The sequence below is a fragment of the Aminobacter sp. P9b genome (genome assembly GCF_045345995.1).
Taxonomy (GTDB): domain Bacteria; phylum Pseudomonadota; class Alphaproteobacteria; order Rhizobiales; family Rhizobiaceae; genus Aminobacter; species Aminobacter niigataensis.
Genome location: NZ_CP150082.1, coordinates 1,645,330 through 1,671,635, shown reverse-complemented (window position 1 = coordinate 1,671,635; position 26,306 = coordinate 1,645,330). Strand labels below are relative to the sequence as shown.

The window sequence follows — 26,306 nt, the reverse complement described above, 5'->3', positions numbered from 1 at the left end:
TCCGCCTGAGGAGCCTCGCCTGATGGGCGCCTACGTCTTACGCCGTATCCTTTTGATGATTCCGACCCTGTTCGGCATCATGGCGATCTCGTTCGCCGTCATCCAGTTCGCGCCGGGCGGCCCGGTCGAGCAGGTCATCGCCAAGCTGACCGGCCAAGGCGGCGACGCCAGTGACCGGCTTTCTGGCGGCGGAGGCGATGTCGGCGGCAACAACTTCGACCCGGCGGGCGGCGAAGGCTCGTCCAAATACCGCGGCGCGCAAGGTCTGGACCCCGAATTCATCGCCAAGCTGGAGAAGCAGTTCGGCTTCGACAAACCGCCGCTCGAACGCTTCGGCATGATGCTGTGGAATTATGCCCGCTTCGACTTCGGCGACAGCTATTTCCGCGACGTCTCGGTGCTCGATCTTATCCTCGAGAAGATGCCGGTGTCGATCTCGCTCGGCATCTGGATCACGCTGCTGTCCTACCTGATTTCGATTCCGCTCGGCATCCGCAAGGCAGTCAAGGACGGCTCGTCCTTCGACATCTGGACCAGCGGCGTCATCATCGTCGGCTACGCCATCCCGGCCTTCCTGTTCGCCATCCTTCTGATGGTTCTGTTTGCCGGCGGCTCGTTCTTCGACTGGTTCCCGCTGCGCGGCCTGACCTCGGAGAATTTCGACCAGCTGTCGCTCGGCGGCAAGGTGCTCGACTATCTCTGGCACCTCGCATTGCCGCTGACCGCACTGGTGCTGTCGGCCTTCGCCACCACGACGCTTTTGACCAAGAACTCGTTCCTCGACGAAATCCGCAAGCAGTATGTCGTCACCGCCCGCGCCAAGGGACTGTCGCAGCGCCAGGTGCTTTACGGCCACGTCTTCCGCAACGCCATGCTGATCGTCATCGCCGGCTTCCCCGGCGCCTTCATCTCGGCCTTCTTCACCGGCTCGCTCTTGATCGAGAATATCTTCTCGCTCGACGGGCTCGGCCTGCTCGGCTTCCGCTCGGTGCTCGACCGCGACTATCCCGTGGTCTTCGCCAACCTCTACATCTTCTCGCTGATGGGGCTGTTCGTCAGCCTGATCTCCGACCTGACCTACACATGGATCGATCCGCGCATCGACTTCGAGCGGAGGGACGTCTGATGTCGGCGGTCGATACGGTTGCCGCACCGGTCAAGCGGCCCTGGCTCTCGCCGATCAACAAACGCCGCTGGCAGAGCTTCAAGGCCAACCGCCGTGGCTACTGGTCTCTGTGGCTGTTCCTCATCCTGTTCGTGCTCACGCTGTTCTCCGAACTGATCGCCAACGACAGGCCGCTCCTGATTCGCTTCAAGGGCGAGTTCTTTTCGCCGATCGTCCGCGACTATGGCGAAGAGACGTTCCTTGGCGACGAGGGTTTCCTGCCTGTCACCGACTACCGCATGTCGGTGGTGCAGGAGGCGATATCAGCCAATGGCTGGATGATCTGGCCGCCGGTCCGCTATTCCTACCGCACGACCAACAACGAGATTCCCGAGGCAGCGCCCGCCAAGCCATCCTGGATGTACCCCAAGGACGTTCGCTGCCAGCGCTATCCGCTGGGGGTGGACGACCCCAACTGCACCGTCGGCAACTGGAACTGGCTCGGCACCGACGACCAGGCGCGCGACGTGCTCGCCCGCGTCATCTACGGCTTCCGCATCTCGGTGCTGTTCGGCCTGATCCTGACCGCCGGCTCGGCGCTGATCGGCGTCTCGGCGGGCGCCATGCAGGGCTATTTCGGCGGCTGGACCGACTTGCTGTTCCAACGCTTCATCGAAATCTGGTCGGCCATCCCGGTGCTCTATCTTCTGCTGATCGTCGCCGCCATCCTGCCGCCCGGCTTCTTCATCCTGCTCGGGCTGATGCTGGTATTCTCATGGGTGGCGCTGGTGGGCGTCGTACGGGCCGAGTTCCTGCGCGCCCGCAACTTCGAATACGTCAATGCAGCGCGCGCGCTCGGCGTGCCCAACCGGACGATCATCTTCCGCCACCTTTTGCCCAACGCCATGGTGGCGACGCTGACCTTCCTGCCCTTCATCCTCAACGGCTCGATCTCGACGCTGACCTCTCTCGACTTCCTCGGCTTCGGCCTGCCGCCGGGCTCGGCGTCGCTCGGCGAATTGCTCAAGCAGGGCCAGCGCAACCTCAACGCGCCATGGCTCGGGCTCTCCGGATTCGTCGTGATCTCGCTGATGCTGTCGCTGCTGATCTTCATCGGCGAGGCAACCCGCGACGCCTTCGACCCAAGGAAGACGTTCAAGTGAGCTGGGACCTATGGTATAATTTCTTGTGTTTTCTACCATGGAGATCAACATGGGCATGAACATCAAGAGTGAGAAGGCGCAAAAGCTCGCGAGACGGTTGGCCGATGCGACAGGGCAAAGCATGACGGCAGCCATCGAACAGGCGTTGGAAGCCGAAATCAAAAGGCTCGAAACCAATGACGACCTTGCAATTCGCAAAGCGCGGATCAAGGAAATCTTGAGGCGCTCGGGGCCAACACCCCCAGGGGCCACAAGCGATCATTCCGACCTTTATGACGATGACGGTTTGCCGGCATGATCGTTGATGCGTCGGCAATTCTCGCAATCCTACTGGAAGAGTCCGATGGCGACGCGATGGAAGACAAGCTCCTTTCGCCTCGTCAGCGCCACGCGATGTCCCCAGTCAACTACCTTGAAGCCGCTGTCAAAGCAGACGGCCTAAAGGACACCAGGAAAGGTGCTGAACTCAACAATTTGTTGGCAGACTTCGGCATCGAGATCGTCGTGGTGACACCGGAACAGGCATTGCTCGCCCGCGAAGCCTATAAACAATTCGGCAAGGGCAATCACCCGGCCAAGCTCAACCTCGGCGACTGCTTTGCCTATGCGCTTGCCAAGGCGCGCCGCGAGCCGCTTCTTTTCAAAGGCGACGATTTCCGCATGACCGACATCGAGGCCGCCATTTGACCTCTCCTCTCCTTTCCGTCCAGGACCTGTCCGTCGCCTTCAGCCAGGGCGGCATGACGACGACCGCCGTGGACCACATCTCCTTCGACATCGCCAAGGGCGAGACGGTGGCGCTAGTCGGCGAATCCGGCTCGGGCAAGTCGGTGTCGGCACTTTCGGTGCTGAAGCTCCTGCCCTACCCGCCGGCGAGCCACCCCTCGGGACGCATGATGTTCGGCGGCCAGGACCTGCTTGCGCTCGACGAAAACGCCTTGCGCAAGGTCCGCGGCAACAAGATCACCATGATCTTCCAGGAGCCGATGACCTCGCTCAACCCGCTGCACACGATCGAGCGGCAGATCGTCGAGGTGCTGTCGCTGCATCAGGGCATGGGCGACAAGCAGGCCAAGTCGCGCACTCTCGAACTGCTCGAAGAGGTCGGCATCCGCGAACCCAGCAAGCGGCTCGACGCCTATCCGCACCAGCTCTCGGGCGGCCAGCGCCAGCGCGTGATGATCGCCATGGCGCTCGCCAACGAGCCCGAACTCCTGATCGCCGACGAGCCTACGACCGCGCTCGACGTGACGGTCCAGGCGCAGATCCTGGAGCTGCTCGCCAAGCTCAAGGCCCGCAAGGGCATGTCAATGCTGTTCATCACCCACGACCTCGGCATCGTCCGGCGCATCGCCGACCGGGTCTGCGTCATGACCAAGGGCCAGATCGTCGAGACCGGGCCGACCAAGGAAATCTTCGCCAACCCGCAGCACAGCTACACCCGCCACCTGCTGGCCGCCGAGCCCAAGGGCAAGCCGCCGGCGGCCGACGCGTCAGCCAAGACGGTGATGTCGGGCTCCGACGTGAAGGTCTGGTTTCCTATCAAGCAGGGCTTCTTCCGCAAGACGGTCGACCATGTGAAGGCGGTCGACGGCATCGATGTTGCCGTCCGCGCCGGCCAAACCGTCGGCGTGGTCGGCGAATCGGGCTCCGGCAAGACGACGCTGGGACTGGCGCTGACCCGCATGATCTCGTCGCAAGGCAGGATCGACTTCGACGGCCGCGAGATCGACAAATTCAGCTTCAACGCGATGCGGCCACTAAGACGCGAGATGCAGATCGTGTTCCAGGACCCGTTCGGCTCGCTCAGCCCGCGCATGTCGGTGGCCGACATCATCGAGGAGGGACTGAAGATCCACGAGCCCGGTCTCAAGGTGGCCGAACGTGACCACAAGGTCGTCGACGTGCTGCGCGAGGTCGGCCTCGACCCCGAGACCCGCTTCCGCTATCCGCACGAATTCTCGGGCGGCCAGCGCCAGCGCATCGCCATTGCCCGCGCCATGGTGCTCAAGCCACGCTTCGTCATGCTCGACGAGCCGACTTCGGCGCTCGACATGAGCGTGCAGGCCCAGGTGGTCGATCTCTTGCGCAGCCTGCAGGCCAAGCACGACCTCGCCTACCTTTTCATCAGCCACGACCTCAAGGTCGTGCGCGCGCTTGCCAATGACGTCATCGTGATGCGCAACGGCAAGGTGGTCGAGGCGGGGCCGTCCGAGCAGATTTTCGAGCGTCCGCAAACGGATTACACTCGAGCGCTGATATCGGCGGCGTTCAAGATCGAGACCGCGCCTACTGGCGTCGTCAGCGAATAGCATCAAGGGCATAGCATGGCAGGCAAGGGCAAGGTTCTTCTTTCGATCACCGGATTCAGCCCGCAGCGCTGGTATGAATTGCTGTCGGCGGAGCGCGAGGTGGTGCTCGAACCGGATGGCCCCGCCGATCCCTCGATCGAATACGCCGTGGTTTGGAAGCAGAAGCCCGGCCTGCTCGCCAAGTTGCCGAACCTGAAGGTCATCTTCTCCATCGGCGCCGGCGTCGATCATCTGTTTGCCGATCCCAACCTGCCTGCAGCCCCGATCATCCGCGTCGTGGATGAAAACCTGACCCAGCACATGGTCGAATACGTGTTGTGGCGGGTGTTCGACCATCATCGCCAGGGCCAGCTCTACCGGATACAGCAGACGAAGAAGGCCTGGCACGAGCCGCAGCAGCGGCCTGCCGCCGACATCTCGGTCGGCATCATGGGCCTGGGCAATCTCGGCCGTGCGGCGGCCGAAGCGCTCAAGGGTGTCGGCTTCCACGTCAATGGCTGGAGCCGCCGCCCACAGGAAGCAGCAGGCGTGACCACCTTCAGCGGCGATGCCGGCCTCGTGCCGTTCCTCAACGCGACCGACATCCTTGTGGTGCTGCTGCCACTGACGGAGGCGACCAAGGGCATCATCAGCTACGGCCTGCTCAAGGAACTGCGCCGGCGCAACGGCCTCGGGGGTGCTGTGCTGATCAATGCCGGGCGCGGCAAGCTGCAGCGCGATGCCGACATCCTGCGCGCGCTCGACGACGGCACGCTGAAAGAAGCCAGCCTCGACGTCTTCGAGGTCGAGCCGCTGCCCAAGACCAGCCCGATGTGGAACCACCCGAAGGTGTTCGTGACGCCGCATGCGGCCGCGACGTCCGACCCCACCCATCTGGTGCCGCCGATGCTCGAGCAGATGGACGCTTTCGAGCGGGGCGAACCGCTGGAGAATGTCGTCGACCGCGCGGCAGGGTATTAGAGCCGGAAGCCCTTACGGCCGGCGGAAGCTCGTAGGCCCGCCATAGAGGTAGCCTATACGGTCGATGGCGTCGCGCAGACCTTCGCGCGCGACCGTCATGGTGTGACCATTGGCGTGGATCATGTTCACCGCATCGGTCATGATCGCGACGTGGCCTTTCCAGAAGACGAGGTCGCCGCGCTGGAGCTTGGAGAAATCCGTGCCCGCGTCGACCGGGTTGCCAAGCGAGGCTTCCTGCATGTCCGAGTCGCGCAGGACGTCACGCCCTGTCATGCGCATCGAAAGCTGGACCAGCCCCGAGCAGTCGATGCCGAAGGCTGAGAAGCCGCCCCAGAGATAGGGCGTGTCGATCAGCCGTTCCGCCACCGAAACGAAGTCGTCGGCCTTTGTGCCCAAAGGCGCCAAATGCTGGGAAACCAGTGCCTCGCCCGAGGCAAGCAGGGCATATTGGGTGCCGCGCGTTTCGGCATGGCCGGCAATCGCAACCTGCGATCCCAGCGACAATGCCGGGCCGCGCGGAAACTTCATGTCAGGACCGGGATAGACGAAGGTGCGTGTCGCCATGACGACGTGGGTCGGCGCCGGGCCGCGCGGCGCAAGGTCGCCAGACGAGACATAGCCGACATAGCCGTCACGCTCGGCCTGGAGCCAGGCGAACCCCTCAGCCTCCTCGAAGATCGTGACGTCGTCGCCATAAAGCAGTTGCGTGTTGAGGCCCGAATCCGGCCTGGGCGCCTTGCGAACGTCCGCAACGGGGGCGGAAATGCGCGCCGGGCGGCCGGCGACAAATCGCTCGGCCGCCACTTCGCCCTTGAGGCGGGCGTCGGCAAGGTCGGGACGGAAAGCGTGAAGGCGGCTGTCGCGGGCGGTCAAATCGGAAGCTCCATGGCTTTGGCGATGATAGCATCGCCCAATCTCTCGACATAGAGCGCGCCTTCGACGGTGCGCCTGATCAACACGTTGCGCTTGTCGCTCGGGTCGCGGTGCCGCGATACCAGCTTGAGCGCACCCATGGTGTCGAGCGCGCGGGTGATGACCGGCTTGCTGACGCCGAGCCGAGCCGCCAGCCCCCGCACCGTATGCGGCGGCGGGTCGAGATAGATGGTGAGCAGGATCGCCATCTGGCGCAGCGTCAGGTCGGGCGCGTCGTCACGCACCTCGGAAAGGGCAAACTGCTGCAACAGTTTCAACGACTGGCTCGGACGCAATGCGATCGGCATGCCGCCAGCATCCACTGTATTTGTTTCGGTTCCGTTTCATTCAAATGGGATTTTGCGGCGATGGCAAGGCGCAGTCGGACAGATGCGGAGTAAACACCTCTCCGCCTCGCTGCGCTCGGCACCTCTCCCCCGCAAAGCGGGGGCGAGGAACCACGCCAGCCTCAGCCAAATCGTGCCAAAATCACTTTTTCTAGTGCCCGGATCGCCTGCGCTTCGCCGCCGCTCGGGCCGTACGGGCGGTCCGTCGGGTTCCAGGCGAAGATGTCGAAATGCGCCCAGCCGGGCGTCTTTTCGACAAAGCGCTTGAGGAACAGGGCAGCAGTGATCGAGCCGGCGAAACCGTCCGAGGTGACGTTGTTCATGTCGGCGATCTTCGAAGACAGTTTTGCGTCGTAGGGCTTCCAAAGCGGCATGCGCCAGATCGGGTCCTCGACCGCGCCGGATGCGGCCGCGAGTTCGGCAGCAAGGGCATCGTCGTCGGTGTAGAAGGGTGGCAGGTCCGGCCCGAGCGCCACGCGCGCAGCCCCCGTCAGCGTCGCCATATCGACAAGCATCTCCGGCTGTTCCTCATCGGCAAGGGCCAGCGCGTCGGCGAGCACCAGCCGGCCCTCGGCATCGGTGTTGCCGATCTCGACCGTGATGCCCTTGCGGCTCTGCAGCACGTCGCCCGGGCGGAAGGCGTTGGCCGAGATCGAATTCTCCACCGCGGGGATGAGCACGCGCAGCCTGACGTTCAGCCTTGCCGCCATGACCATCGAGGCAAGGCCAAGCACGTTGGCGGCACCGCCCATGTCCTTCTTCATCAAAAGCATGCCCGAGGCAGGCTTGATGTCGAGACCGCCGGTGTCGAAGCAGACGCCCTTGCCGACAAGCGTGACCTTCGGGGCGTCGCTTGCGCCCCAGGTCAGGTCGATCAGTCGCGGCGCATCATGCGAGGCGCGGCCGACGGCGTGGATCATCGGGAAATTGTGTTCAAGCAGGCCGTCGCCGATCGTCACGCGGACCTCGGCGCCATGTGCGCCGGCAAGAGTCCGTGCCGCGGCTTCGAGCGCCGAGGGGCCCATGTCATTGGTCGGCGTATTGACGAGGTCGCGGACGAGGAAAACCGCTTCGACCAGGCGCTTGAGGCGATCGGCATCGACCCCCGCTGGGACCGCCAGCCCAAGTTCCCTGCCCGGCTTCTTGCCATATCGGGTGAAGCTGTAGCCGCCGAGCGCGACTGCAAGCGCGGCCAGCTCGGGATGCGCCGGCGCGGTGGCGAAATGCCAGTCGCCTTCCGGCAGGTTGCGGGCAAGAACGCCGAAGCCAAGCCCGTTTTCCTGCTGACCCGTGCCGAACAGCGCCCCGGCCAGCCTGCCGTCCACGCCGGGCACGGCTAGCACCCTGCCCGCCTCGCCGGCAAAGCCGTTGGCATTGGCCCAGGCGGCAATTTCGGGTGCAAGACCGGCATTGCCCAGGCCATCCTTGGCAACAAGATGGATCGGCAGCGCATCGCTGGGCTTGGCGTCGAGCAGTTCGACCGGCATTGCGGCTTCCTTCAGTGTCGGACGGCTCGGTACATCAGGGCACTCTTAACCATCCGTTAGTTTCACAAATCGATTTCTGCTTGTTTATCAGGCAGTTATTGACCGCGCGTTACCGCCCGTTACCGGTGCTGTTACCGCTCTGTTCACGGGTGATCTTGAGCCTCATTCCCATGAAGGTTGCGCCCTCCTTGTCATAGGCAAGATGCTGCCCGGCCAGGTAGGCATTCAGGCGCAGAGCTTTCCACTCGTCCTCTGTCAACTCGCACTCAGTCGCGCCCGTTGTGACGGTCTGAAGCGCGCGGGTGTAGAGGTGGTCGGTCATGCGTCACCCTTGGTGTTGCGCCCCTTGATGCGAGCGTCTGCAAAGCGGCCAGCAGCCTCCAGTGTTGATTGCCACTGAGAACTGACCCGGCATTTCCACCGAGAATTGACCCGCCTATTAGGTATGTTTCGGGTCTGTGGCTTGGGTCAAGTTCCTGCCTTTCTCCTTTTTGCTTTTGGTCTCATGCGCCGAGCTGTTCTTGAAGCGGAAGCTGTCATTTCCGGTTTCGAGGATGTGGCAATGATGGGTGAGCCGGTCGAGCAGCGCGGTGGTCATCTTCGCGTCGCCGAAGACGCTGGCCCACTCGCTGAAGCTTAGGTTGGTGGTGATGATGACGCTGGTGCGCTCGTAGAGTTTGCTCAGCAGATGGAAGAGCAGCGCACCGCCGGACGCACTGAACGGCAGGTATCCCAGCTCGTCGAGAATGACGACATCGGAATGGACAAGGCGATTGGCGATCTGGCCAGAACGTCCCTGTGCTTTCTCCTGCTCCAACGCGTTGACCAGTTCCACGGTCGAGAAGAAGCGGACCCGTTTGTGATGATGTTCGATGGCCTGGACGCCGATCGCCGTGGCGATATGCGTCTTGCCCGTGCCGGGGCCGCCGACCAGAACGATGTTGTTGGCCTCGTCGAGGAACTCGCAGCGATGGAGCTGGCGCACGAGCGCCTCGTTGATCTCACTGCTGGCGAAGTCGAAGCCGTTCAGATCGCGGTAGGCTGGAAAGCGTGCGGTCTTGAGCTGATAGGCCGTCGATCGCACCTCTCGTTCCGCCGTCTCCGCCTTGAGAAGCTGTGACAGGATCGGAATGGCGCCCTCGAACGCCGGCGATCCCTGTTCGGTCAACTCGCCGACTGCCTGCGCCATGCCGTGCATCTTCAGTTGCCGCAGCATGATGACGATAGCGCCGCTTGCCGGATTATGACGCATGGCGGGCCTCCGTCTTTCTCAGGGCATCGTATCGTTCGACATTGGCCTTGGGCTCGTTGATGAGCGTTAGGGCCTGAGGCGCCTCGATGGTCGGTGGTGTGAAGGATTTGCCGTCGACAAGGCGATGTAGCAAGTTCAGCACATGCGTCTTGGTTGGAACGCCGGACTTCAGTGCCATATCGACCGCCGACAGAACGGCCTGTTCATCGTGCTGAAGCACGAGCGCCAGGATATCGACCATCTCGCGGTCGCCGCCCGGCTTCTTGAGCAAATACTGCTGCAGAGTCCGGAACGCGTCGGGAAGCTCGGCGAACGGTGCGCCGTTGCGAAGAGCGCCCGGCTTGCGCTGCACGACCGCCAGATAATGTCGCCAGTCGTAGATAGTCTGCCCCGGCCGATCATGGGAACGATCGATGACGCGCCGATGCTCGCAGACGATCTGACCTTCCGCGGCGACAACGACACGATCCGGGTAGACCCGCAGGCTCACCGGCCGGTTGGCAAAGGAAGCCGGGACGCTGTAGCGGTTGCGTTCCAGATGCACGAGGCAGGTGGGCGAGACCCGCTTGGTGTATTCTACAAAACCGTCGAAGAGCCGGGAAACTGGCATCAGAGCCTGAGCCTCCTCAGCCCAGATGTCGGCAATGGTGCCACGCATCTGACCATGCGGCGTCTGTGCCCATAGTTCCTTGCAGCGCTGCTCCAGCCATTCATTGAGTGCTGCCAGCGACGGAAAGCGCGGCGTGGGCTGCCAGAGGCGGTGACGCGCGTCCTGCACGTTCTTCTCGACCTGTCCCTTCTCCCAGCCAGAAGCCGGATTGCAGAACTCCGGCTCGAACAGATAGTGGCTGGCCATCGCCTGGAAACGGACATTGATGTCACGTTCCTTGCCACGTCCGACCTTGTCGATCGCCGTGCGCATATTGTCGTAGATGCCGCGACCCGGAATGCCACCAAAGACGCGGAATGCATGATTGTGGGCGTCAAACAGCATCTCATGCGTCTGCAGGAGGTAGGCCCGGACGATGAAGGCCCGGCTGTAGCTCAGCTTCGTATGCGCTACCTGGAGCTTGGTGCGCTCATTGCCGATGATCGCCCAGTCCTCCGACCAATCGAACTGGAAGGCTTCGCCCGGCTCGAACGCCAGGGGCACAAACGTCCCGCGGCCAGTAGTTTGCAACTCCCTCTGCCGATCCTCCCGCCATTCCCGAGCAAAAGCCGCCACGCGGTTATAGGAACCCTCATAGCCGAGGCTTATAAGGTCGGCATGCAACTGCTTCATCGTCCGCTTCTGCTTGCGGCCCTTCTTGGATTCCGTCTTCAGCCAGGCCGATAACCGATCCGCAAACGGGTCAAGTTTGCTCGGACGCTCCGGGACCTTGAACTTCGGCTCTACGCCGTCGGCACGGAGATACTTGCGGATGGTATTCCGGGATAGGCCAGTCCTGCGGCAAATCTCCCGGATCGATAGATGCTCTCGAAAATGCCAGCGTCGGATCACGCTCAATAACGCCATGTCGATCACTCCATAGCCCCCGCTGAAAACATGCGAGGGAGGGTTCAAACATGGGTCAATTCTCAATGGAAATATTGGGCTGCGCCGGGTCAGTTCTCAGTGGCAATCAACATAATAGCCAAACTGCTAACGTGCCGATGCAACGAAAAGGTCACTTAGGGAGGAAAAATGGCATGACATCCGCGAGGATTTGGCTATGCAATTCCCTTCTTTCATTAACGCTTCTAGTTCCAAACGGTGCCATTGCCGAGAAAAAACCCGATAGCTGCAAGAGCGACCGGGCACGGTTATGTGCGGGAATACCGCGACATGAATGCAAATTGAGCCGATATGTCGATCAGCTCTCTACGATGTGCCGAGCTATTGTCGAACCCGAGATGAAAAAGAGGGGTAAGGCGCCCCGGCAGAATTCAACTAAGGGAGAAGGCGCTTGTGCAGATGACAGGAAGCGGTTGTGCGGAACAAGCCGGCGCGGTGACTGCAATCTCCGCAACATGCTGTCCGAGCTAAGCCCTGCGTGCCGGGCCAGGGTGCAACAAAGACAAGCTAAGCGGTAGGATTTCCTAGCAGTCGCCAAGCCAGACCCACGAGACCCCGTGACCTGTCGCCGGACAGGGGGGCCTCGTACTGGCGCGCACTACTATAGGCGTCAAAAAGCATTAGCTGATAAGATTCGTTTTGATATGGTCGCGATGTTGAGCGCGTCCCCGACCCCGTCCTGCGCTCTACCAACAACTAACACTTTGCCTGCGAGACCAAACTAAAAGACCCGCTCCTTTAGGGAGCGGGCCTCCTTCGCCCTGGCGCGGTGCCTGCAAGTTTTAACAAGTCAAGCAAAGCGTGCCCCATGGATGGTCGGTCATTCATCATATCCGATGGCGCTGGCGAAGTGCTAGTCGGCAATTGGAGCTAGCCTCGCCAGCCGACTTCAATGGTAAGCTGATACCGCCCCCAAGTCTTGCTCTGCGAAAGCCGCCCATCACGATCCGCAACAAAACGTCAGCTCGCACTAGAAGCGGCTACCAGCTATGCGATTGTATCTGAGCCGATGACCCTCTCCTACTAATCCTTGAACGCCCGTGACATCTGATCGAAGAGCGGCTTCATAAAGTAGGACCACACTGTGCGGTCTGCCGTCCTGATGTGGACCTCCGCCGGCATCCCGGGCTGGAGAAGCCTCAAGCCACCCAGGCAGGGCTCCCGATCGTCCAAGGTCGTCCTGGCGACGAAGTAGGATGTCTTCTGCTGCGGATCGCGGACGATGTCCGCCGAGACCCGGTCGAGGGTTCCCCTGCATTCTGGGGTAGTGTTCGCATCGAAGGCAGGAAGCCGAATCGAAACCTCTTGCCCCGGTTTAAGTTCGTCGATGCTTTGGGGTGCAACCATCGCGTCGATCACAAGCCGGTCCTGTTCAGGGACGATCAGCATGACCACCTCGCCCGGCGCAATGACACCGCCAACCGTATGAACTGCGAGTTCCTGGACGAATCCGGATTGCGGGGCTTGGATCCCCATCCGCCGCAGTTGGTCTTTCGCAACCAGCCTCCGCTCAGCCAGCTCGGCCTCCTTGCCCTCGAGCTCTCGGAGTTCCTCATTGACCTCCTTGCGAAGTTCTTCATCGAGCTGCAGCGCTTGCAGGGTCGTTTCGCTGATCCTGCCCTCGGTCTCTGCGACCGCCGCTGCGAGGCGGCCTGAATCGCCCCGTAGGCGCGACAGCTCCAGTTGAAGTTCGCCTATGCGCTCCATCGAGACCAGCTTCTTCGTATAGAGGGCCTGCAGCTTCTCCAGATCCTTTTCGATCAGTGCGGCGGAGTCGGCAGTTGCCTTCTTCTGCGCCGCAAGCCCTTCGATCTGCTGCCGCAACTGCCCGGAGCGGGCCGCGAGCTGCGACTTCAGACCTGCCAGGGCCCCCGAACGGCTCCTGAACAATGCTCGTTCGCCCTCGAGGATGGCGGCGACGTCGGGATCGTTGACCCGCGAGGCGAGGTTTTCCGGTACTGTGATTTCTGGAAGGTCCAACAACTCGGCGCGGAGGCGGGCTTGGCGAGCGACGGTGCGATCGTGTTGCTGGCTGACGATTTCAAGGTTCGCGCGCGTCATGGTTTCGTCGAGCCGGATGAGAGTGTCACCCGCATTGACGCGGTCGCCTTCGCGGGCCAGCAACTCGCCGACGATGCCACCTTCCTGATGCTGCACCTTCTTGACATTGCTCTCGACGACCACGGTTCCAGGCGCGATCACCGCTCCGGCCAGCGTCGTCGTCGCAGCCCATGCGCCGAGCCCACCGACCAACAAGGACGTCACCGCCGCACCGAGGGCAAGGTTCCCGCGGATGCCGTCGCCGGCACCCGGGAGATCGGCGTCGGCCTGCTCCGGCATCGGGCCGGCGTTGGAAGGGTGCAGTCTCAAGATCGCGGACACTGCTTCACCCCTTTTCCGGCAGCTGAACGACGTTCGGAGCGGCATGAACAACAGGCCGTGTGACGGCGGCAAGGACTTCGTTCTTCGGGCCGAAAGCTTGCGCCAAGCCCCCCGCCAGGACCAGCAGCCGGTCGAGATTGGCGAGCGCAGAAGGGCGATGGGCAACCACGATGATAATCCCGCCGCGGCGGCGGACCGATGCGATCGCCGCCGCGAGGGCCGTTTCGCCGTCAGCGTCAAGATTGGAGTTGGGTTCGTCCAGAACGACCAGGAAAGGATTGCCGTAAAGGGCACGGGCGAGTCCGACGAGTTGGCGCTGGCCGGCCGACAGCTCCATGCCGCCTTCGCCTACACGCGTCTGGAAACCGTCGGGCAACCGCAGGATCATCTCATGGATGCCTGCGGTTTCCGCTGCGGCAAGAATGTCTCTTGGATCAGCGCCCGGATCGAAGCGGCTGATGTTTTCGGCAACAGTGCCCTCGAAGAGTTCGATATCTTGCGGCAGGTAACCGATATCGCGTCCGAGTGCCTCCGCGTCCCACTGATCGACCGCCGCCCCATCGAAGCGGACTGTGCCGCGGGCCGGCTGCCATACGCCGACGATGGCGCGCACCAGCGTGGACTTACCTGATGCGCTCGGTCCGATCACTCCGAGGCCATCCCCCTTCTGAAGCGAGAAAGTGACGTTCTGGACGAGCGGCTTCTGCCGACCGGGCGCTGCGACGGCCAGGTTCTCGACGGATAGGCTCCGCACCGGGCGCGGCAACGCCATCGGCTCTCTTGCGGCTGACAGCATGTTGAGCGTCCGCCCGAGCTGATTCCAGCTCTGGCGTGCGGCCATGAACCCTCTCCAGTGGGCGATCGCCATGTCGACGGGGGCGAGCGCGCGGGCGAACATGACTGACGATGCGATGATGACACCCGACGATGCTTCACCCTCGATAACCAGCCAAGCCCCCAGGCCCAACACCAGCGATTGCAGCATCATCCTGAGCGCCCGGGACAACGCTCCGGCGGCGCTCACGAGGTCGGAGACACGCTGCTGCTCCTTGAGGAAGCGCATGTTTTGTGCATTCCAGATCGAGGCGATCCTGCGCTGCAGGCCCATCGCCCCGATGGCTTCCGCGTTGCGGCGCGCGGCGTCCGCCTGGAGCCCACGGGTAACGCCGGTTTCAGTGGCGCGGCGCGATGGCCCCCGTCCCATCAGCTCGGTGAAGAGTGTCAGGATCACGATGGCCGCTGCTCCGATGCACGACAGGATGCCGAGCGAAGGATGCATCACCCAGATGACGGCCAAATAGAACGGGATCCACGGCAGGTCGAAGAAGGCGGCCGGGCCCATCCCCGAGAGGAAACCCCGGATCTGGTCGAGGTCGCGCAGCGGCTGGATCCGGTTCCCTTCCGGGCCTGCCCGCAGCGGCAAAAGCAGCAGGGCAGCGAAGGCTTCCTTGCGGAGGCTGTGGTCGAAGCGGTTGCCGATGCGCACCAAAAGCCTCAGCCTGACCAAATCAAGCAGGCCGTAGGTGAGATAAAGCCCGGCCATCGCCACCGTGATTCCGACCAGGGTCGGCACGCTACGCGATGGCAGCACGCGATCGTAGACCTGGAGCATGTAGATGGCTCCGGTCAGGCCAAGGATGTTGGCGATGGCGGAAAAGATGCCGACGCCGAAAAGCGCTGCGAAGCATTGCCGCAGCGCCCTTCGCAATCCTCCAGCCCCCCGCGTCACCGCCCGTCCGCCCTAACTGGCTATGAAGGCGTGATCCGCGACTATCGGAGACCCATAGCCTTGGTTGGGCAGGAGAGTAGTGTCCATCAACTCCTCCGATCCTCAGGCGAACAATTGTTGGGATACAGACTGGTAGACATAAACATCCCCAGCGCTGGCCAAGTAAAGCGTGTCGGTTTCTTCATCATACAAGGAGTTTGAAATGTAGTCATTTATCTCAGGTGTCGAGAACGTGACATCGACTGACATCATCGTACCTGTCTCGAAATCGAAAACATTCGATATTTTTTCAGAATTATAATCATCTCCTATGAACAGGAAATGATCTACCATAAATGCGAAGCCGGGGCGGTCTGTCAGACTGAACGTCTCTGTCGCCACAGGTGACAACGTCGTAGGGTCAATCTGGATGAGTTGCCAGTTGCTACTGGACGTGTCGACCTTGCCGAATACGAACATTCCGGCGTCGCTCTGCATAACCGCCGGAGCGGAGAAGCCGCCCCAGTCGAAGCTGTCATCAAAGTTGTCGCCGCCGATCACGGGCAGCGATGACGTGACAAGATCGAGCCCGCCTGTAGTGCCATCCCATTGACCCAATTTGGTATCGTCGGGCCAATTGCCATCAGTTGGATCACTTCTGCCGATGATCTTCCCCGCATGGGCAGAGAAGTATGTTCCCGCAATGTCCTGCTGGCTTAAATAGAAGCTCGACGCCGCATTGCCGGAAATGAAATCAGTTGAATTTGCAAACTTGTGAACCAGAGAGCCGTCACCTACCTCCCCGTAGCCTCTGGAGATATAGAACTCACCCGTTACGGGATCTTTGCCCATGCCAAAGAATGAGCCAAACGTTAGATCCTGGTTCGGAGCAAACTGAGACGTCGCGGAGATTACGAGCGGATCGGTAACGACCTGTGCTTCGTCGGTCGTGCCCGTCACCGTCACCATCAACGTCTGCTCGTCAAAAGCCCCGGCGCCGTCGGCGGTACGCACCGTGTAGGTCAGTACCAGGCTCTCGCCGGCTCCCAGGTAATCGAAGGCTTCGGAGCCTGAGTTGAACGACCACGTGAGGTTGTTCGCGTCCCCGCTGTTGGCATCGATCGTCGCCGGCGAAACGGTCAGCATCGCCAGGAGCGCCGCGTTGTCAGGGCCGAGCCCCAACGTAGTGCCGCTCGCCACGACAGACTGCACGTTTGGGCTCACCGTGTCCGACAGGTCCACGTCGGTGACCGTCAGTGTGCCGCCGGTGGTCAGCGCGGCATCGGTCTCGGCCAGCGTCGTCGCGCTGCTGTCGCCAGCGCCGACGCTGATCACCGGATCGTCGTTGGTGCCGGTGATGGTGACGGTCGCCGTGGCGGTGTCCTCGAAGCCCTGATTGTCAGACACAGTGTAGGTGAACTGCACTAGTGCCTTTTCGCCGGCGGCCAAGTGGTCGAAGGCCGTGCCCGGATCGAAACTGAACGTGTTGTCGGGATTGAGCGTCAGGCTCGCGCCGGCCGGCACGCCCGAGTCGTCAAAATCGGTCACCGACAGCGCGCTGTTATCCGGAGCGAGAAGATCGGTATCGTTCGCCAGCACGTCGATGGCGACGGGCGCGCCGTTTTCCTCGACTTCGGCCGTGTCGTCGCTTGCCAATACTGGCGCGATGAGCTCGACGCTCTCGAAATCGGCCACGGCGAGGTTGATTGCGGTGAACCGGAAAGGATTGTCCGAGCCGGTTGCGAGATGCGCCTGGAAGGCCGCCAGGTCTGCCAGGACTGCTGTGTTCTGGGCTTCGTCCGCGGTGAGCGTGATCCGAAGCTTATCCTGCCCGCCTTGGCCGTAGAAGACGTTGCGGTTACCGGCGCCCTCGGTCCAGACGAAGTTGACCGTGTCGTTACCGCTGCCGAGATAGGCGGTGTTGTCGCCGCCGCCGAGCGAGACCGTATCGTCGCCGCCTCCCGTGTTGACAGCATCGTCACCCGATCCAGTAACGACCTCATCCAGGCCGTTACCGGTGTTGACGGCATTGTTGCCATCGCCGGCATGGATGGTGTTGTTGCCGTTACCGGCGTTGATGGCGTCGTTGCCGCTGCCGGTGGTGATGTCATCGTTGCCGGCGCCCGCCGCCACGGTGTTGTTGCCGTCACCGGCATTGACGGTGTTGTTACCGCCGCCGGCAAAGATGATGTCATTTGCCGATCCGGTTGTGATCTGGTCGTCTTGCCCGCCCTTCACCACGATGGCCATCGCTCGTTCTCCCTATTCCACGGCTGGGGTGCGTCCGCGCCTGAGGCCAGAGCTGGCCGACACCAGCTTGTTTCAATGAGCTATTGAGATCGTTCCCTCAGTTTCTTTGATTCATCAAAATCTTCGTTCGACCATGCGAATTGCATAGCTAAACAGCACCTTCTCCATTCGACAGTATCTTCCGGTACAAACGGAAATTATCCATAAGCTACTCTTAAACGATCACGACTGTCAAAACAGTAATACGGACCTCGTCTGTTATTTTTTAATTACATCGATGTATATCGAACGATGTATATGACAACATCCGGGCTTTCCATGTCAGTGCGCGCGCACTCATCATGGCTTAATGCAACCCAGCTAACAGCGCGAGGCTGGTTTCTTGGCTCATCGTCGTTCCTGGGCACGACCACTCTCTAGAACAGTCTGCACTCCACGAAGATCATCCGATGTCGGAAATCTCAATGACGTCCGCGGCGTCCGATATCCCAGCCAACGATGGATCGATTTTGTATCAACACCTTGCTTTACCAACCGAGCTTCGCAGGAATATCGGAGACCAGAGGGGGAAATTGGTGCCTGAACCCCGGCGTCAATTTGCGAGCGCCGCCAGTTTACCCGAAGCTCTCTCAGTTTGACTGCGGAAAACGGCCCTTGAGGGAGGTCCGGCCGGAATGTCAGCGCTTTTGAAGCCCGCTGGGTGAGTGGAATCGTTCGCGCATAGCCGGTCGCAGACCAAAATGTCACGTGCCGGTAAGTAATGTCAGACCACCTCAGTGCAAGGGCTTCCTTGATCGTCGCTCCACTATCGGCAAGGAAGGCGATAAGCTGAAATGCTTCGCGGTCAATGACTTCGAGCAAAGCGAGCGCTCGATTGATTTGGTCCTCGCTGAGTACTGGCTGTGCTTTGGAACTTTCTGGCAGTCTGTCTACTCTTGGGGCTTCACGTATATACCCTGCCTCTAATGCGCCTCCTATCAACTTGCGGAAGAAAGACAGTTTCCGGTTGATCGTAGCATCTGAATTGCCGGCGTTCCGGTATCGGGTAACTGTTTGGTCGATGGCTAGCGCTGTCGCGACGAGTCCACAGCACCCGGCGAGCCTGTCCAACTCATTGATCGCAAGCTCAGCATTGTAACGGTGTGCAGGGTTGGGCCATAAACGGAACTTGAGCACGTCCAATACTGCTGCCAGGTCATCGTCCATCAATGATCGGGCCCCCCGTGTTCGAGTTTCTAGCATAGGAGAGTTTGTTGACCGCTGATGCCCCCCAACGTCCCCAAAAATTCAGAAAAGAGGACATGGTTAGCCTCATAGCTGGCGAGATCGAGCAACTGCTTGCACGGCTCGATCCCGACTTAAAGCGCCCAGCCATCATCAGCGCAGCTAAGTTAGCCGGGGTTGCGGCGACTTCCTATGTTTTCCTGTCACTGAAAAGGCAGGCGGCGCTCACTACGGATCTCAACGACATCGGAGATAAGCTCGACAGTTTTATCGCGGAGTTGGCAGGGGCAACGAGACAGGAACTCCTCGCGCAGCGGGCTGCGGACGGCAACACCATCAAGCCGAGCCACTACCCTACACCCATCCCGAATCCGCTTTCAGTGGTCGCCTTACACGACTGGTTAGGACCATCAGCAGGACCAACATTCCTAGAGGAAAACTATGGGATCCCCCGTTCTACACTCCATCGCTGGCAAAGACGGAACGAAGTAATCGCGCTCCTAGCGGGCGGTAAGAGGCACGTGTTTCCGCTGGCACAGTTCGTAGATGGCCGCCCAGCGAATGGAATCGCTGAGGTGAGCGAGTTGATCGGCCATCCTAGGTTGACTTGGTATTGGCTCAGCAGACCGTGTGACGAGCTTGACGGCTATTTGCCCATTGATCTTCTAAAAATGGATCGTGTGCAAGATGTGGTTCGGGCAGCGCGGGCTTATGCGAATACCATGCGGCTGCCGGAAATCGGCCCGAAGTAGTTGGGCGTCCCCTACGCTCTGAGATTTAACGGCAACGGCAAGTCATCGCTCTAGAACCCGGACACATGCTTCCAGGTCGGTCTCGGCAAACTGCGCATAGCGCATCGTCATCGCGAGCGATCGATGACCTAGCCACTTTTGGACGGTACGCAAGTCGACGCCGCCTTTAACAAGTCGCACCGCGCACGTGTGTCTTAAGACGGTGGGAACGAGGTTCGCGTCGAAGATCCCGGCGTCATGCTTGGCGTTTTTCCAGGCCGCTCGATAGGCTTGGAGCCTTACCGAGACGTAAGGTCCGTCGCCGTTCTCACGCTGGCCAGCCATGACACGCGCTGCCCGTTTTGTTAGTGGTATCGTTCGCTTTATCGTTGTCTTTCCCTGCTCGAACGTCACGCATTGTTCGGCTACTGACGCCCACTTGAGCGCGGTGGCCTCTCCAATCCGGGCGCCAGTATCAAGGAGAAAGATTGAGAGACTATAATAAACTTCCGATTGAGTGCGGAGGGCAGCGAACAAAGCTGTTTCCTCTTTCCCGTCCAGAAACCGAACTGGCGGAAGTCCTTCCCGTTGTGCGCGAGCCTTAGACAGGTTGTGGAAATCAGCCATATATCATCCACCAAATCGGCGGAGAAGAAACTGCGCTATTTAAGCACAAATGAAAATGGCCCGCGATCCTAAGACCGCGGGCCATCAATCTAAGTCAGCTTAGCTGATTAGAACGAAGCGTCGAGACGGAGGAAGCCGTTGAACGAGCCGTCCACGAAGCTGTCGCCGTCGTCGTAGTTGAGGGCGAGCTTAGCATTCAGGTTCTCGACGATCGTGTAGTCGATGACTGCACCGATCGACCAGTCGTCGTTGCCGGATTCGAGAACTGCGAGCGCCGTGCCATCAGGATTCAGCAGACCGATGTGCTGATCAGCAAAGTACTGACCACCGAAGCCAACTGCCAGCTTCTCGCTGACCTGGTACTTCAGGTAACCACCAACCGACCATTCGTAACCCGAATAGAAGTCGCCGAGGCTCAGCCAGGTCGGGCCGGACTCGTAAGCTGCGAGCAGCTGAAGGGTCAGAGCGTCGGTCGCCTTGATGTTGGCGATACCCTTGAGGGCGAACTCTTCGAAGCGATCGTCATAGGCAGCGAACAGGTCGACCGAACCCCAGCCCTGCGACACCGAAACCTTGCCGACTACGAGCGGGATGTAGTCGAAGTTGTTGTCTTCTTCTTCGAGAGCGAGCGACACCGCAATGCCGTTGCCGGCGTCGAAGGTGTAGCGGATCGAGTTGATGAAGTCGCCGCCGCCGGCGTCGAACTCGCCCGCCAAACCGCCGTCCCAGAGGGTGTCGTTACGACCGACCATCAGACCGCCGAGCTCGAAGAACGCATAACGGATCCAGGAATCCTGCGTGTCCGAGTAATCGTAATAATCGGCCAGATCGTCGTTTTCAGTGAACTCGCCGCCGTTGTGGCGGAAGTTCAGCTCGATGAAGCGGCGGAACGTGCCGTATTCAGTTTCCGAACGGGCGTCGAGGTTCACACGAGCGGTGGTTTCCTTGCGCCAGCCATCATCGTTGTCGTCCCAGTTGATCTGGTAACGAACGAGGCCGCCGACCTTGAGGCAGGTCTCGGTGCCGGGGATGTAGTAGAAGCCCGCGCCGTAAACGTCGCAGATGCGGACGTATTCCATGGGTTCCGGCTCAGCGACGACGACAGCGTCGGCCGCACGAGCGCCGGAGACTGCGAGCAGAGCCGCAGCGGAGCCGAGAAGAAGGCTCTTAATGTTCATTTTCTGACCTCCAGTCAAAAGTTTCAAAAGAGGGTCTGGGTATTTTTTGCTGAAGGACAGCGTTCCCTGCCCCATCCCCGTTTGAAAAAGATGCGCACCGCGCTCCCTCTTCGACCCCGACATTACCTATGAGCCGATGCGGTTCAACAGCCAACGTGCCAAACGTACACGCTGAGCCGCGCTATCCAATTCGCGTGTGGCAGAAAAGCCACGATTTGAGGGGGCGCATTAGATTTCTGTTAATACTTGAAGCGCCTAAAGCCCTAACTGCACAAGGGGACCCGTTCAGAAGGGAAGCACGTGGTGACAATGATGATTCTCCTCCTGGCTTCTTGCGATAGACCTTAATGCTAGCTCGAACTGCATCGCTCGATTGCTCCGTGGGATCACGTGCGGGGGAGCAGCGTCCAACTCACTCGCCGCATTGGCAGCATAGGCCAATGCAAGCGGCTTCAAAACTTCGATGACCGTGGCGAAAGTCCTTTCGCGCCGCGCTGTCGTATGAAAGGCCGTTGTTTCGACCTGCGTGTTCGTGTTCTACGGGGCAAGACAACGGGCGGCATAACGGCGCCCCACCCCCACCACTACAGAATCCCTATGGTGACGAGTTGACCTCGGGCGACACGTCTTTCCAAATTTGCCTCCATCCCACCGAAGACCATGTAAACTGCTTCTTCGTCCCCGCCGGAGGGTGTGTAGGAAAGGCTTGGGCCTTTGTCGTTTTGGAAGCCCTTCATCGAGGGTTCAAGAATAGGGCGGAACCGCCGGGCCATGAATACGTTTCGGCGCCAGGGAAATGTTTAAAAATGACCGACGAACCGAGCAAACTGCAGAGCACTGACAACGCTATGGTTGGGCGTTTAATGAAAGAAGCCACCATCACTGAAGAGCAAGCTCGGGAGCTCATCGCCCTGATCGGATATGAGTGGCCGTCGCTTTTAAGGGAAGCCAGGCTCCTAGCGAAAAAACGTTAGCGCCGGCAGGCGTGTCTTCGACGGTTAGCCAATCTTCCTGATACGGCCCTTTTCCAACCGAAACGCGCCGTGGGTCCCGCCCTGCTTTTCGAGATCCGTTAGCAGTTCGTCCCAAGTGCCGAGATACTCCCCGCAGTCATCGCAAGATATTGGCGTATCGGCCGACGCATCCTCCGGGATCCGCAAGCGAATTGTCTCGCAATAGGGACATTCGAGCTTGTGATTGAGATATTTGGCGGCGGCCATGATCATATCCTCGGGCCCAACCATACCATCACACGCATTCGGGAAGCACGTGTCAAGGAGCACGCTCTCGATCATTCCATGTCGGGCACGTTGCCAGCCTGGTAGAGGATCGTGGGCTCGCCGTACTCGCCAATGGCGGGATTTGCCTCTCGTGACCATGCGATAACACCGGCATGCTCGCTCTCGATCATCTTGGCCAGGCGGACGGCCGCATCCTCGCTCTGCATCTGGCGCGGATCAAAGGCCGGCTTGAGGTCGCCTTCCTCGTCGCGGTTGAATGCGGCCACGACGATCAGCTTTGGCATCTTGCGTTCAGGTAGGACTTGTCCGGTGCTCGACATAGTCGCAACTCTTCCTGTTCAATGAAGGAGAGGCTTCGTCTCAGACTGCACAATGAACCCCGCCAGGCAATTCAACACATCCTCGATGACGTCCATGGAAGGCCACTTCAGCATTGGCTGGTTGGTATCAGCGGCGCCTAGGATAGGGATTAGCTTGAAGGCTCTATCGTCCCGCTCACCGGACTCCACAGTCACCGTGAACTTCATGTCTGGGAAACGGAGTTCAAGCTCCAGGGCTATCTCGCGTCGGTTTTGGTCAAACCATGTGCCTGACGGCGGTATCACCAAGAACTCGCAGGTCTCACCGTCTTCAGATTGGATTGGCTGCATTGCATGCCCTCACTGGCTGGGGCAATTTCTCGCACGTACCTGCGCTTCTGCCAATCGTAGACCAGCCCTTCCGCCGCTTGAAGCCTCGGTGCAGTTCTCCGAAAAGATGTGCCGCCGACGATTCGCCGACATGCGCCCCCTCGGGGTGTTTTCTGCCCGATCAGCGGTAACGGGTTGCTTTGTTTTCAACACCTTACTGTTAACCATCCGTTAGGGTTAACAGATTATTTCTCCAAAGCGGGGAAATGGCCGGCGAACGGCCACGCGGACGAATGGAGACCTGCCTCCGATGTTGACCAATCGCTCGATGAACGCAACGGGAAAACGCCTTGCAAGAGCGGCTTTCGTGGCACTGCTGATGGCAGGCGTCGCCGGTTGCGGCACCAGCAAGATGACCACCGGTTCGATCGGCCGCGGCAAATCGGTCGACACCATGTCGACCGGCGCGATCGCGGGGTCCACCGACCAGATCGGCCGCGCCTATGCCAGCAACCCGAACAACAAGCCGGTGGCGATGCAATACGCCTCGGCGCTGCAGATGAAGGGTCAGACAGACCAATCCCTGGCGGTGATGCGCAAGCTCGCGATCGGCTACCCCAAGGACCGGGACGTGCTGGCCGCATACGGCAAGGCGCTGGCCGCCTCGGGCGAGTTGCAGCCGGCGCTCGACGCCGTGCGCCGCGCCCAGACCCCGGAATATCCCGACTGGAAACTGGTCTCGGCCGAGGCCGCGATCCTTGACCAGCTTGGCCAGACCCAGGACGCGCGCAGCCTCTACCGCAAGGCGCTCGACCTCAAGCCGAACGATCCTACCGTGCTCTCCAACCTCGGCATGTCCTATGTGCTCGAGGGCGACCTGAAATCGGCGGAGACCTATTTGCGTTCGGCCGCCTCGCAGCAGGGCGCCGACAGCCGCGTGCGCCAGAACCTTGCGCTCGCGGTCGGCCTCCAGGGACGGTTCGACGAAGCCGAGAAGATTGCCAGCCAGGAGCTTTCCCCCGAGCAGGCACAGGCCAACGTCGCCTACCTCCGCAGCATGCTTGCCCAGCAAAACGCCTGGAACCAGATCAAGGCCGAGGACAAGCCCACCACCAACTGACCGTATAGCGCCGGACATGAAAAAGGCCGCGTCGTCTGACGCGGCCTTTTTCGTTCATGACTGGCGATGCGGAACCTATTCGCTGCTCGACTGCGGCTTATCGCCAAACAGACCGCGTTCGCTGATCTGGATGCCGGCAGGGCCGAGGATGATGGCAAACAGCACCGGCAGGAAAAACAGGATCATCGGCACTGTCAGCTTGGGCGGCAGTGCGGCAGCCTTCTTCTCGGCAGCATTCATGCGCATGTCACGGCTTTCGGCTGCCAGCACGCGCAGGGCATGCGCGACCGGGGTGCCGTAGCGCTCTGCCTGGATCAGGGCCTGGGTCACCGACTTGACGGAGTCGAGGCCAGTGCGGGCGGCGAGGTTCTCATAGGCCTGGCGGCGCTCAGTCAAATAGGAAAGCTCGGCGTTGGTGAGCACGAACTCTTCGGCGAGGTCGACGGATTGCGAGCCGATCTCATCGGCGACCTTGCGAAGCGCCGCTTCCACCGACATGCCCGATTCGACGCAGATCAGCATCAGGTCGAGTGCATCTGGCCATGCCTGCTGGATCGACTGCTTGCGCTTGGTGGCGCGGTTGGAGACGTAGAGCACCGGCAGGTAGAAACCGGCATAGGCAGCCACGATACAGATGAAAATCTTGACGAAGATCGGCTTTTCCGCGGCTCCGCCCATTGCGAACACGTAGACAGCCGCCAGCACGAAGCCGACGAAGGGCAACACCAGGCGAAAGAACAGGAAGCGCGTCAGAGGATTCTGGCCGCGGAAGCCGGCAACCTTCAGCTTGTTGAGCGTCCCTTCGTCAACGAGCGCACGGCGCAGGTCGAGGCGCTCGACGATGTTGCGCATGCCGACATGCTGCTGCTCGCGCAGCGCGCCACGGCGGCGATCACTTTCGGCGGCGAGGCGGACGCGCTGCTTGGCGCGCAACTCATCGCGTTCCAGAGCAACGGCTTTCATGCGCGCCTTGAGCGGATTGCCGATCAGCGACGGCATCGCGGTGAAGACCGTGGCAAAGACAGCGATTCCGACCAGCAGTGCGATGAGGAAGGACGGATCCGTGAGCGACTTGACGACTTGATCGGTCATTTGTGCACTAGACCTCGAAATTCATCATCTTGCGCATCACGAAGATGCCGATCGACATCCAGATGCCCGAGATGCCCAGGATCAGGTTGCCGGTATTCGTGGTGAAAAGCGGCATGATGTAGTTCGGGCTCGATAGGTAGACGAGGGTGGCGACGATGATCGGCAGGGCGCCGATGATTACGGCCGAGGCCTTTGCTTCCATCGACAGCGCCTGAACCTTGGCTTTCATCTTCTTGCGGTCACGCAGCACGCGCGACAGGTTGCCCAATGCTTCCGAGAGGTTGCCGCCCGCTTGGCTCTGAATCTGGATGACGATACCAAAGAAGCCGGCCTCGGGGCACGGCATGGTCTCGGTCATGCGCAAGGCCGCATCGGGGATGGCGATGCCGACCTGCTGAGACTCGACTATGCGGCGGAACTCGCCGCGTACCGGCTCCGGCGATTCCGACGCGATGAGGCGAATGCCATCGTTGAGCGGCAGACCCGACTTCACCGCACGCACGATGATGTCGAGCGCATTGGGAAACTCTTCCAGGAATTGCTTGACGCGACGGTTGCGCCGGAAGGCGACAAACCAGCGCGGCAGGCCGATCGTGCCTGCAAGCAGCGCACCGGGCAGCAGGATCAGCGGGGCACCGGCGATGTAGACGAAAAGGGTCGCAACGATGCCGCAAACCACCGAATAGACATAGAAGCGCTCGATCGTCACCTGCATGCCGGCCTGCCGGATCTGGACCTTCAGCGGCGGCTTCTTGATGTTGCGGTCCTTGGCCCTCTGCTTGTCGTCCAGTTCCTTGAGCGTGTCCTGAACCGACTTCCTGCGCTTGGCGACTTCGGCAGTCCGATCGCGCGAAGCCTTGACCAGCGAGCGATCCGTTTCGGTCTGCCTTACAGTCGAAAGGCGGCGCTCGGTGTTGCTCTCGGTTTCCATGCGCTTGAACAGGAAAGCGTAAGCCACCAGGCCGGCGCTAAGACCGGCAAGCGCGACAAATACCAGCATTGAAGCATCAAGCCCGAACATGGCGCGCTAA

General features: G+C 60.8%; 25 protein-coding genes. 9 read left to right on the top strand and 16 right to left on the bottom strand.

Going from position 1 to position 26,306, the window contains the following annotated elements:
* The first annotated feature begins 22 nt into the window (after positions 1-22).
* From WHT83_RS08220 to WHT83_RS08195, 6 genes are read left to right on the top strand one after another with little or no spacing between them, the layout of a single operon-like run.
* On the top strand, positions 23-1,126 hold the full coding sequence (locus tag WHT83_RS08220) for a microcin C ABC transporter permease YejB (RefSeq protein ID WP_108609516.1): 1,104 nt from the start codon (positions 23-25) through the stop codon (positions 1,124-1,126).
* On the top strand, positions 1,126-2,268 hold the full coding sequence (locus tag WHT83_RS08215) for an ABC transporter permease (protein ID WP_406873511.1): 1,143 nt from the start codon (positions 1,126-1,128) through the stop codon (positions 2,266-2,268). Before WHT83_RS08220 ends, WHT83_RS08215 begins: the two co-directional genes overlap by 1 nt.
* Positions 2,269-2,317: 49 nt before the next feature.
* Positions 2,318-2,566, top strand: a complete 249-nt coding sequence (locus WHT83_RS08210; protein WP_159091736.1) for a type II toxin-antitoxin system VapB family antitoxin — start codon at positions 2,318-2,320, stop codon at positions 2,564-2,566.
* Positions 2,563-2,955, top strand: a complete 393-nt coding sequence (locus WHT83_RS08205) for a type II toxin-antitoxin system VapC family toxin (protein ID WP_108609519.1) — start codon at positions 2,563-2,565, stop codon at positions 2,953-2,955. The genes WHT83_RS08210 and WHT83_RS08205 overlap by 4 nt, the downstream gene beginning before the upstream one ends.
* Positions 2,952-4,580 (top strand): ABC transporter ATP-binding protein, encoded by a 1,629-nt coding sequence (locus WHT83_RS08200; RefSeq protein WP_406873510.1) that lies wholly within the window; start codon positions 2,952-2,954, stop codon positions 4,578-4,580. The genes WHT83_RS08205 and WHT83_RS08200 overlap by 4 nt, the downstream gene beginning before the upstream one ends.
* Before the next feature lie 15 nt (positions 4,581-4,595).
* Positions 4,596-5,540, top strand: coding sequence for a 2-hydroxyacid dehydrogenase (locus WHT83_RS08195; protein WP_406873509.1), 945 nt, complete (start codon positions 4,596-4,598; stop codon positions 5,538-5,540).
* A 12-nt stretch (positions 5,541-5,552) separates the two neighbouring features.
* Here WHT83_RS08195 and WHT83_RS08190 read toward each other — a convergent pair whose 3' ends face one another.
* From WHT83_RS08190 to WHT83_RS08145, 10 genes are all read right to left on the bottom strand, one after another.
* Positions 5,553-6,413, bottom strand: a complete 861-nt coding sequence (locus WHT83_RS08190; protein ID WP_183264148.1) for an NlpC/P60 family protein — start codon at positions 6,411-6,413, stop codon at positions 5,553-5,555.
* On the bottom strand, positions 6,410-6,760 hold the full coding sequence (locus WHT83_RS08185) for a MarR family winged helix-turn-helix transcriptional regulator (protein WP_183264149.1): 351 nt from the start codon (positions 6,758-6,760) through the stop codon (positions 6,410-6,412). Before WHT83_RS08185 ends, WHT83_RS08190 begins: the two co-directional genes overlap by 4 nt.
* Before the next feature lie 161 nt (positions 6,761-6,921).
* Positions 6,922-8,286, bottom strand: coding sequence for a leucyl aminopeptidase family protein (locus WHT83_RS08180; protein ID WP_406873508.1), 1,365 nt, complete (start codon positions 8,284-8,286; stop codon positions 6,922-6,924).
* A gap of 109 nt (positions 8,287-8,395) precedes the next feature.
* Entirely contained in the window at positions 8,396-8,608 is a 213-nt protein-coding gene (locus tag WHT83_RS08175) for a hypothetical protein (RefSeq protein ID WP_406873507.1), read from the bottom strand.
* A 117-nt stretch (positions 8,609-8,725) separates the two neighbouring features.
* On the bottom strand, positions 8,726-9,538 hold the full coding sequence (gene istB / locus WHT83_RS08170; protein WP_315929025.1) for an IS21-like element helper ATPase IstB: 813 nt from the start codon (positions 9,536-9,538) through the stop codon (positions 8,726-8,728).
* The gene (gene istA / locus WHT83_RS08165) at positions 9,528-11,054 is read right to left on the bottom strand and encodes an IS21 family transposase (RefSeq protein WP_315929027.1); all 1,527 of its coding nucleotides are present in this window, start codon (positions 11,052-11,054) and stop codon (positions 9,528-9,530) included. Before istA ends, istB begins: the two co-directional genes overlap by 11 nt.
* A gap of 1,062 nt (positions 11,055-12,116) precedes the next feature.
* Positions 12,117-13,475, bottom strand: a complete 1,359-nt coding sequence (locus WHT83_RS08160; protein ID WP_406873506.1) for an HlyD family type I secretion periplasmic adaptor subunit — start codon at positions 13,473-13,475, stop codon at positions 12,117-12,119.
* A gap of 4 nt (positions 13,476-13,479) precedes the next feature.
* Positions 13,480-15,204: a type I secretion system permease/ATPase gene (locus WHT83_RS08155; RefSeq protein ID WP_406873505.1), complete on the bottom strand. Its 1,725-nt coding sequence runs from the start codon at positions 15,202-15,204 to the stop codon at positions 13,480-13,482.
* Between the two features lie 102 nt (positions 15,205-15,306).
* Positions 15,307-17,433, bottom strand: coding sequence for an Ig-like domain-containing protein (locus tag WHT83_RS08150; protein WP_406873504.1), 2,127 nt, complete (start codon positions 17,431-17,433; stop codon positions 15,307-15,309).
* Positions 17,434-17,820: 387 nt separating this feature from the next.
* Positions 17,821-18,639, bottom strand: coding sequence for a tyrosine-type recombinase/integrase (locus WHT83_RS08145; protein WP_406873503.1), 819 nt, complete (start codon positions 18,637-18,639; stop codon positions 17,821-17,823).
* 47 nt (positions 18,640-18,686) lie between these two features.
* Here WHT83_RS08145 and WHT83_RS08140 point away from each other — a divergent pair, with 47 nt between their 5' ends.
* Entirely contained in the window at positions 18,687-19,409 is a 723-nt protein-coding gene (locus WHT83_RS08140) for a hypothetical protein (protein ID WP_406873502.1), read from the top strand.
* 42 nt (positions 19,410-19,451) lie between these two features.
* Here WHT83_RS08140 and WHT83_RS08135 read toward each other — a convergent pair whose 3' ends face one another.
* Positions 19,452-20,015, bottom strand: a complete 564-nt coding sequence (locus WHT83_RS08135; protein WP_406873501.1) for a site-specific integrase — start codon at positions 20,013-20,015, stop codon at positions 19,452-19,454.
* Between the two features lie 107 nt (positions 20,016-20,122).
* Positions 20,123-21,193 (bottom strand): porin, encoded by a 1,071-nt coding sequence (locus WHT83_RS08130; RefSeq protein WP_406873500.1) that lies wholly within the window; start codon positions 21,191-21,193, stop codon positions 20,123-20,125.
* A gap of 806 nt (positions 21,194-21,999) precedes the next feature.
* On the opposite strand from WHT83_RS08130, the gene WHT83_RS08125 reads away from it, so the two are divergent.
* Entirely contained in the window at positions 22,000-22,167 is a 168-nt protein-coding gene (locus tag WHT83_RS08125) for a hypothetical protein (RefSeq protein WP_406873499.1), read from the top strand.
* 24 nt (positions 22,168-22,191) lie between these two features.
* Here WHT83_RS08125 and WHT83_RS08120 read toward each other — a convergent pair whose 3' ends face one another.
* A complete protein-coding gene (locus WHT83_RS08120; protein ID WP_406873498.1) occupies positions 22,192-22,413 on the bottom strand; it encodes a hypothetical protein in 222 nt (73 codons plus the stop codon).
* 71 nt (positions 22,414-22,484) lie between these two features.
* Positions 22,485-22,718, bottom strand: coding sequence for a hypothetical protein (locus WHT83_RS08115; protein WP_406873497.1), 234 nt, complete (start codon positions 22,716-22,718; stop codon positions 22,485-22,487).
* Between the two features lie 655 nt (positions 22,719-23,373).
* Here WHT83_RS08115 and WHT83_RS08110 point away from each other — a divergent pair.
* Entirely contained in the window at positions 23,374-24,183 is an 810-nt protein-coding gene (locus WHT83_RS08110; protein WP_406873496.1) for a tetratricopeptide repeat protein, read from the top strand.
* 75 nt (positions 24,184-24,258) lie between these two features.
* Here WHT83_RS08110 and WHT83_RS08105 read toward each other — a convergent pair whose 3' ends face one another.
* Both WHT83_RS08105 and WHT83_RS08100 read right to left on the bottom strand, forming a co-directional pair.
* Positions 24,259-25,275: a type II secretion system F family protein gene (locus WHT83_RS08105; RefSeq protein ID WP_108609525.1), complete on the bottom strand. Its 1,017-nt coding sequence runs from the start codon at positions 25,273-25,275 to the stop codon at positions 24,259-24,261.
* Between the two features lie 7 nt (positions 25,276-25,282).
* The gene (locus tag WHT83_RS08100; protein WP_183264152.1) at positions 25,283-26,296 is read right to left on the bottom strand and encodes a type II secretion system F family protein; all 1,014 of its coding nucleotides are present in this window, start codon (positions 26,294-26,296) and stop codon (positions 25,283-25,285) included.
* Between the last annotated feature and the right edge of the window lie 10 nt (positions 26,297-26,306).

Bases quoted from the DNA above. Each gene is read 5' to 3' on its own strand.
- WHT83_RS08220 (WP_108609516.1), top strand. From the start codon at position 23: ATGGGCGCCTACGTCTTACGCCGTATCCTTTTGATGATTCCGACCCTG.
- WHT83_RS08215 (WP_406873511.1), top strand. From the start codon at position 1,126: ATGTCGGCGGTCGATACGGTTGCCGCACCGGTCAAGCGGCCCTGGCTC.
- WHT83_RS08210 (WP_159091736.1), top strand. From the start codon at position 2,318: ATGGGCATGAACATCAAGAGTGAGAAGGCGCAAAAGCTCGCGAGACGG.
- WHT83_RS08205 (WP_108609519.1), top strand. From the start codon at position 2,563: ATGATCGTTGATGCGTCGGCAATTCTCGCAATCCTACTGGAAGAGTCC.
- WHT83_RS08195 (WP_406873509.1), top strand. From the start codon at position 4,596: ATGGCAGGCAAGGGCAAGGTTCTTCTTTCGATCACCGGATTCAGCCCG.
- WHT83_RS08185 (WP_183264149.1), bottom strand. From the start codon at position 6,760: ATGCCGATCGCATTGCGTCCGAGCCAGTCGTTGAAACTGTTGCAGCAG.
- WHT83_RS08180 (WP_406873508.1), bottom strand. From the start codon at position 8,286: ATGCCGGTCGAACTGCTCGACGCCAAGCCCAGCGATGCGCTGCCGATC.
- WHT83_RS08175 (WP_406873507.1), bottom strand. From the start codon at position 8,608: ATGACCGACCACCTCTACACCCGCGCGCTTCAGACCGTCACAACGGGC.
- istB (WP_315929025.1), bottom strand. From the start codon at position 9,538: ATGCGTCATAATCCGGCAAGCGGCGCTATCGTCATCATGCTGCGGCAA.
- istA (WP_315929027.1), bottom strand. From the start codon at position 11,054: ATGGCGTTATTGAGCGTGATCCGACGCTGGCATTTTCGAGAGCATCTA.
- WHT83_RS08150 (WP_406873504.1), bottom strand. From the start codon at position 17,433: ATGGCCATCGTGGTGAAGGGCGGGCAAGACGACCAGATCACAACCGGA.
- WHT83_RS08145 (WP_406873503.1), bottom strand. From the start codon at position 18,639: ATGGACGATGACCTGGCAGCAGTATTGGACGTGCTCAAGTTCCGTTTA.
- WHT83_RS08135 (WP_406873501.1), bottom strand. From the start codon at position 20,015: ATGGCTGATTTCCACAACCTGTCTAAGGCTCGCGCACAACGGGAAGGA.
- WHT83_RS08130 (WP_406873500.1), bottom strand. From the start codon at position 21,193: ATGAACATTAAGAGCCTTCTTCTCGGCTCCGCTGCGGCTCTGCTCGCA.
- WHT83_RS08125 (WP_406873499.1), top strand. From the start codon at position 22,000: ATGACCGACGAACCGAGCAAACTGCAGAGCACTGACAACGCTATGGTT.
- WHT83_RS08120 (WP_406873498.1), bottom strand. From the start codon at position 22,413: ATGGCCGCCGCCAAATATCTCAATCACAAGCTCGAATGTCCCTATTGC.
- WHT83_RS08115 (WP_406873497.1), bottom strand. From the start codon at position 22,718: ATGCCAAAGCTGATCGTCGTGGCCGCATTCAACCGCGACGAGGAAGGC.
- WHT83_RS08110 (WP_406873496.1), top strand. From the start codon at position 23,374: ATGTTGACCAATCGCTCGATGAACGCAACGGGAAAACGCCTTGCAAGA.
- WHT83_RS08105 (WP_108609525.1), bottom strand. From the start codon at position 25,275: ATGACCGATCAAGTCGTCAAGTCGCTCACGGATCCGTCCTTCCTCATC.
- WHT83_RS08100 (WP_183264152.1), bottom strand. From the start codon at position 26,296: ATGTTCGGGCTTGATGCTTCAATGCTGGTATTTGTCGCGCTTGCCGGT.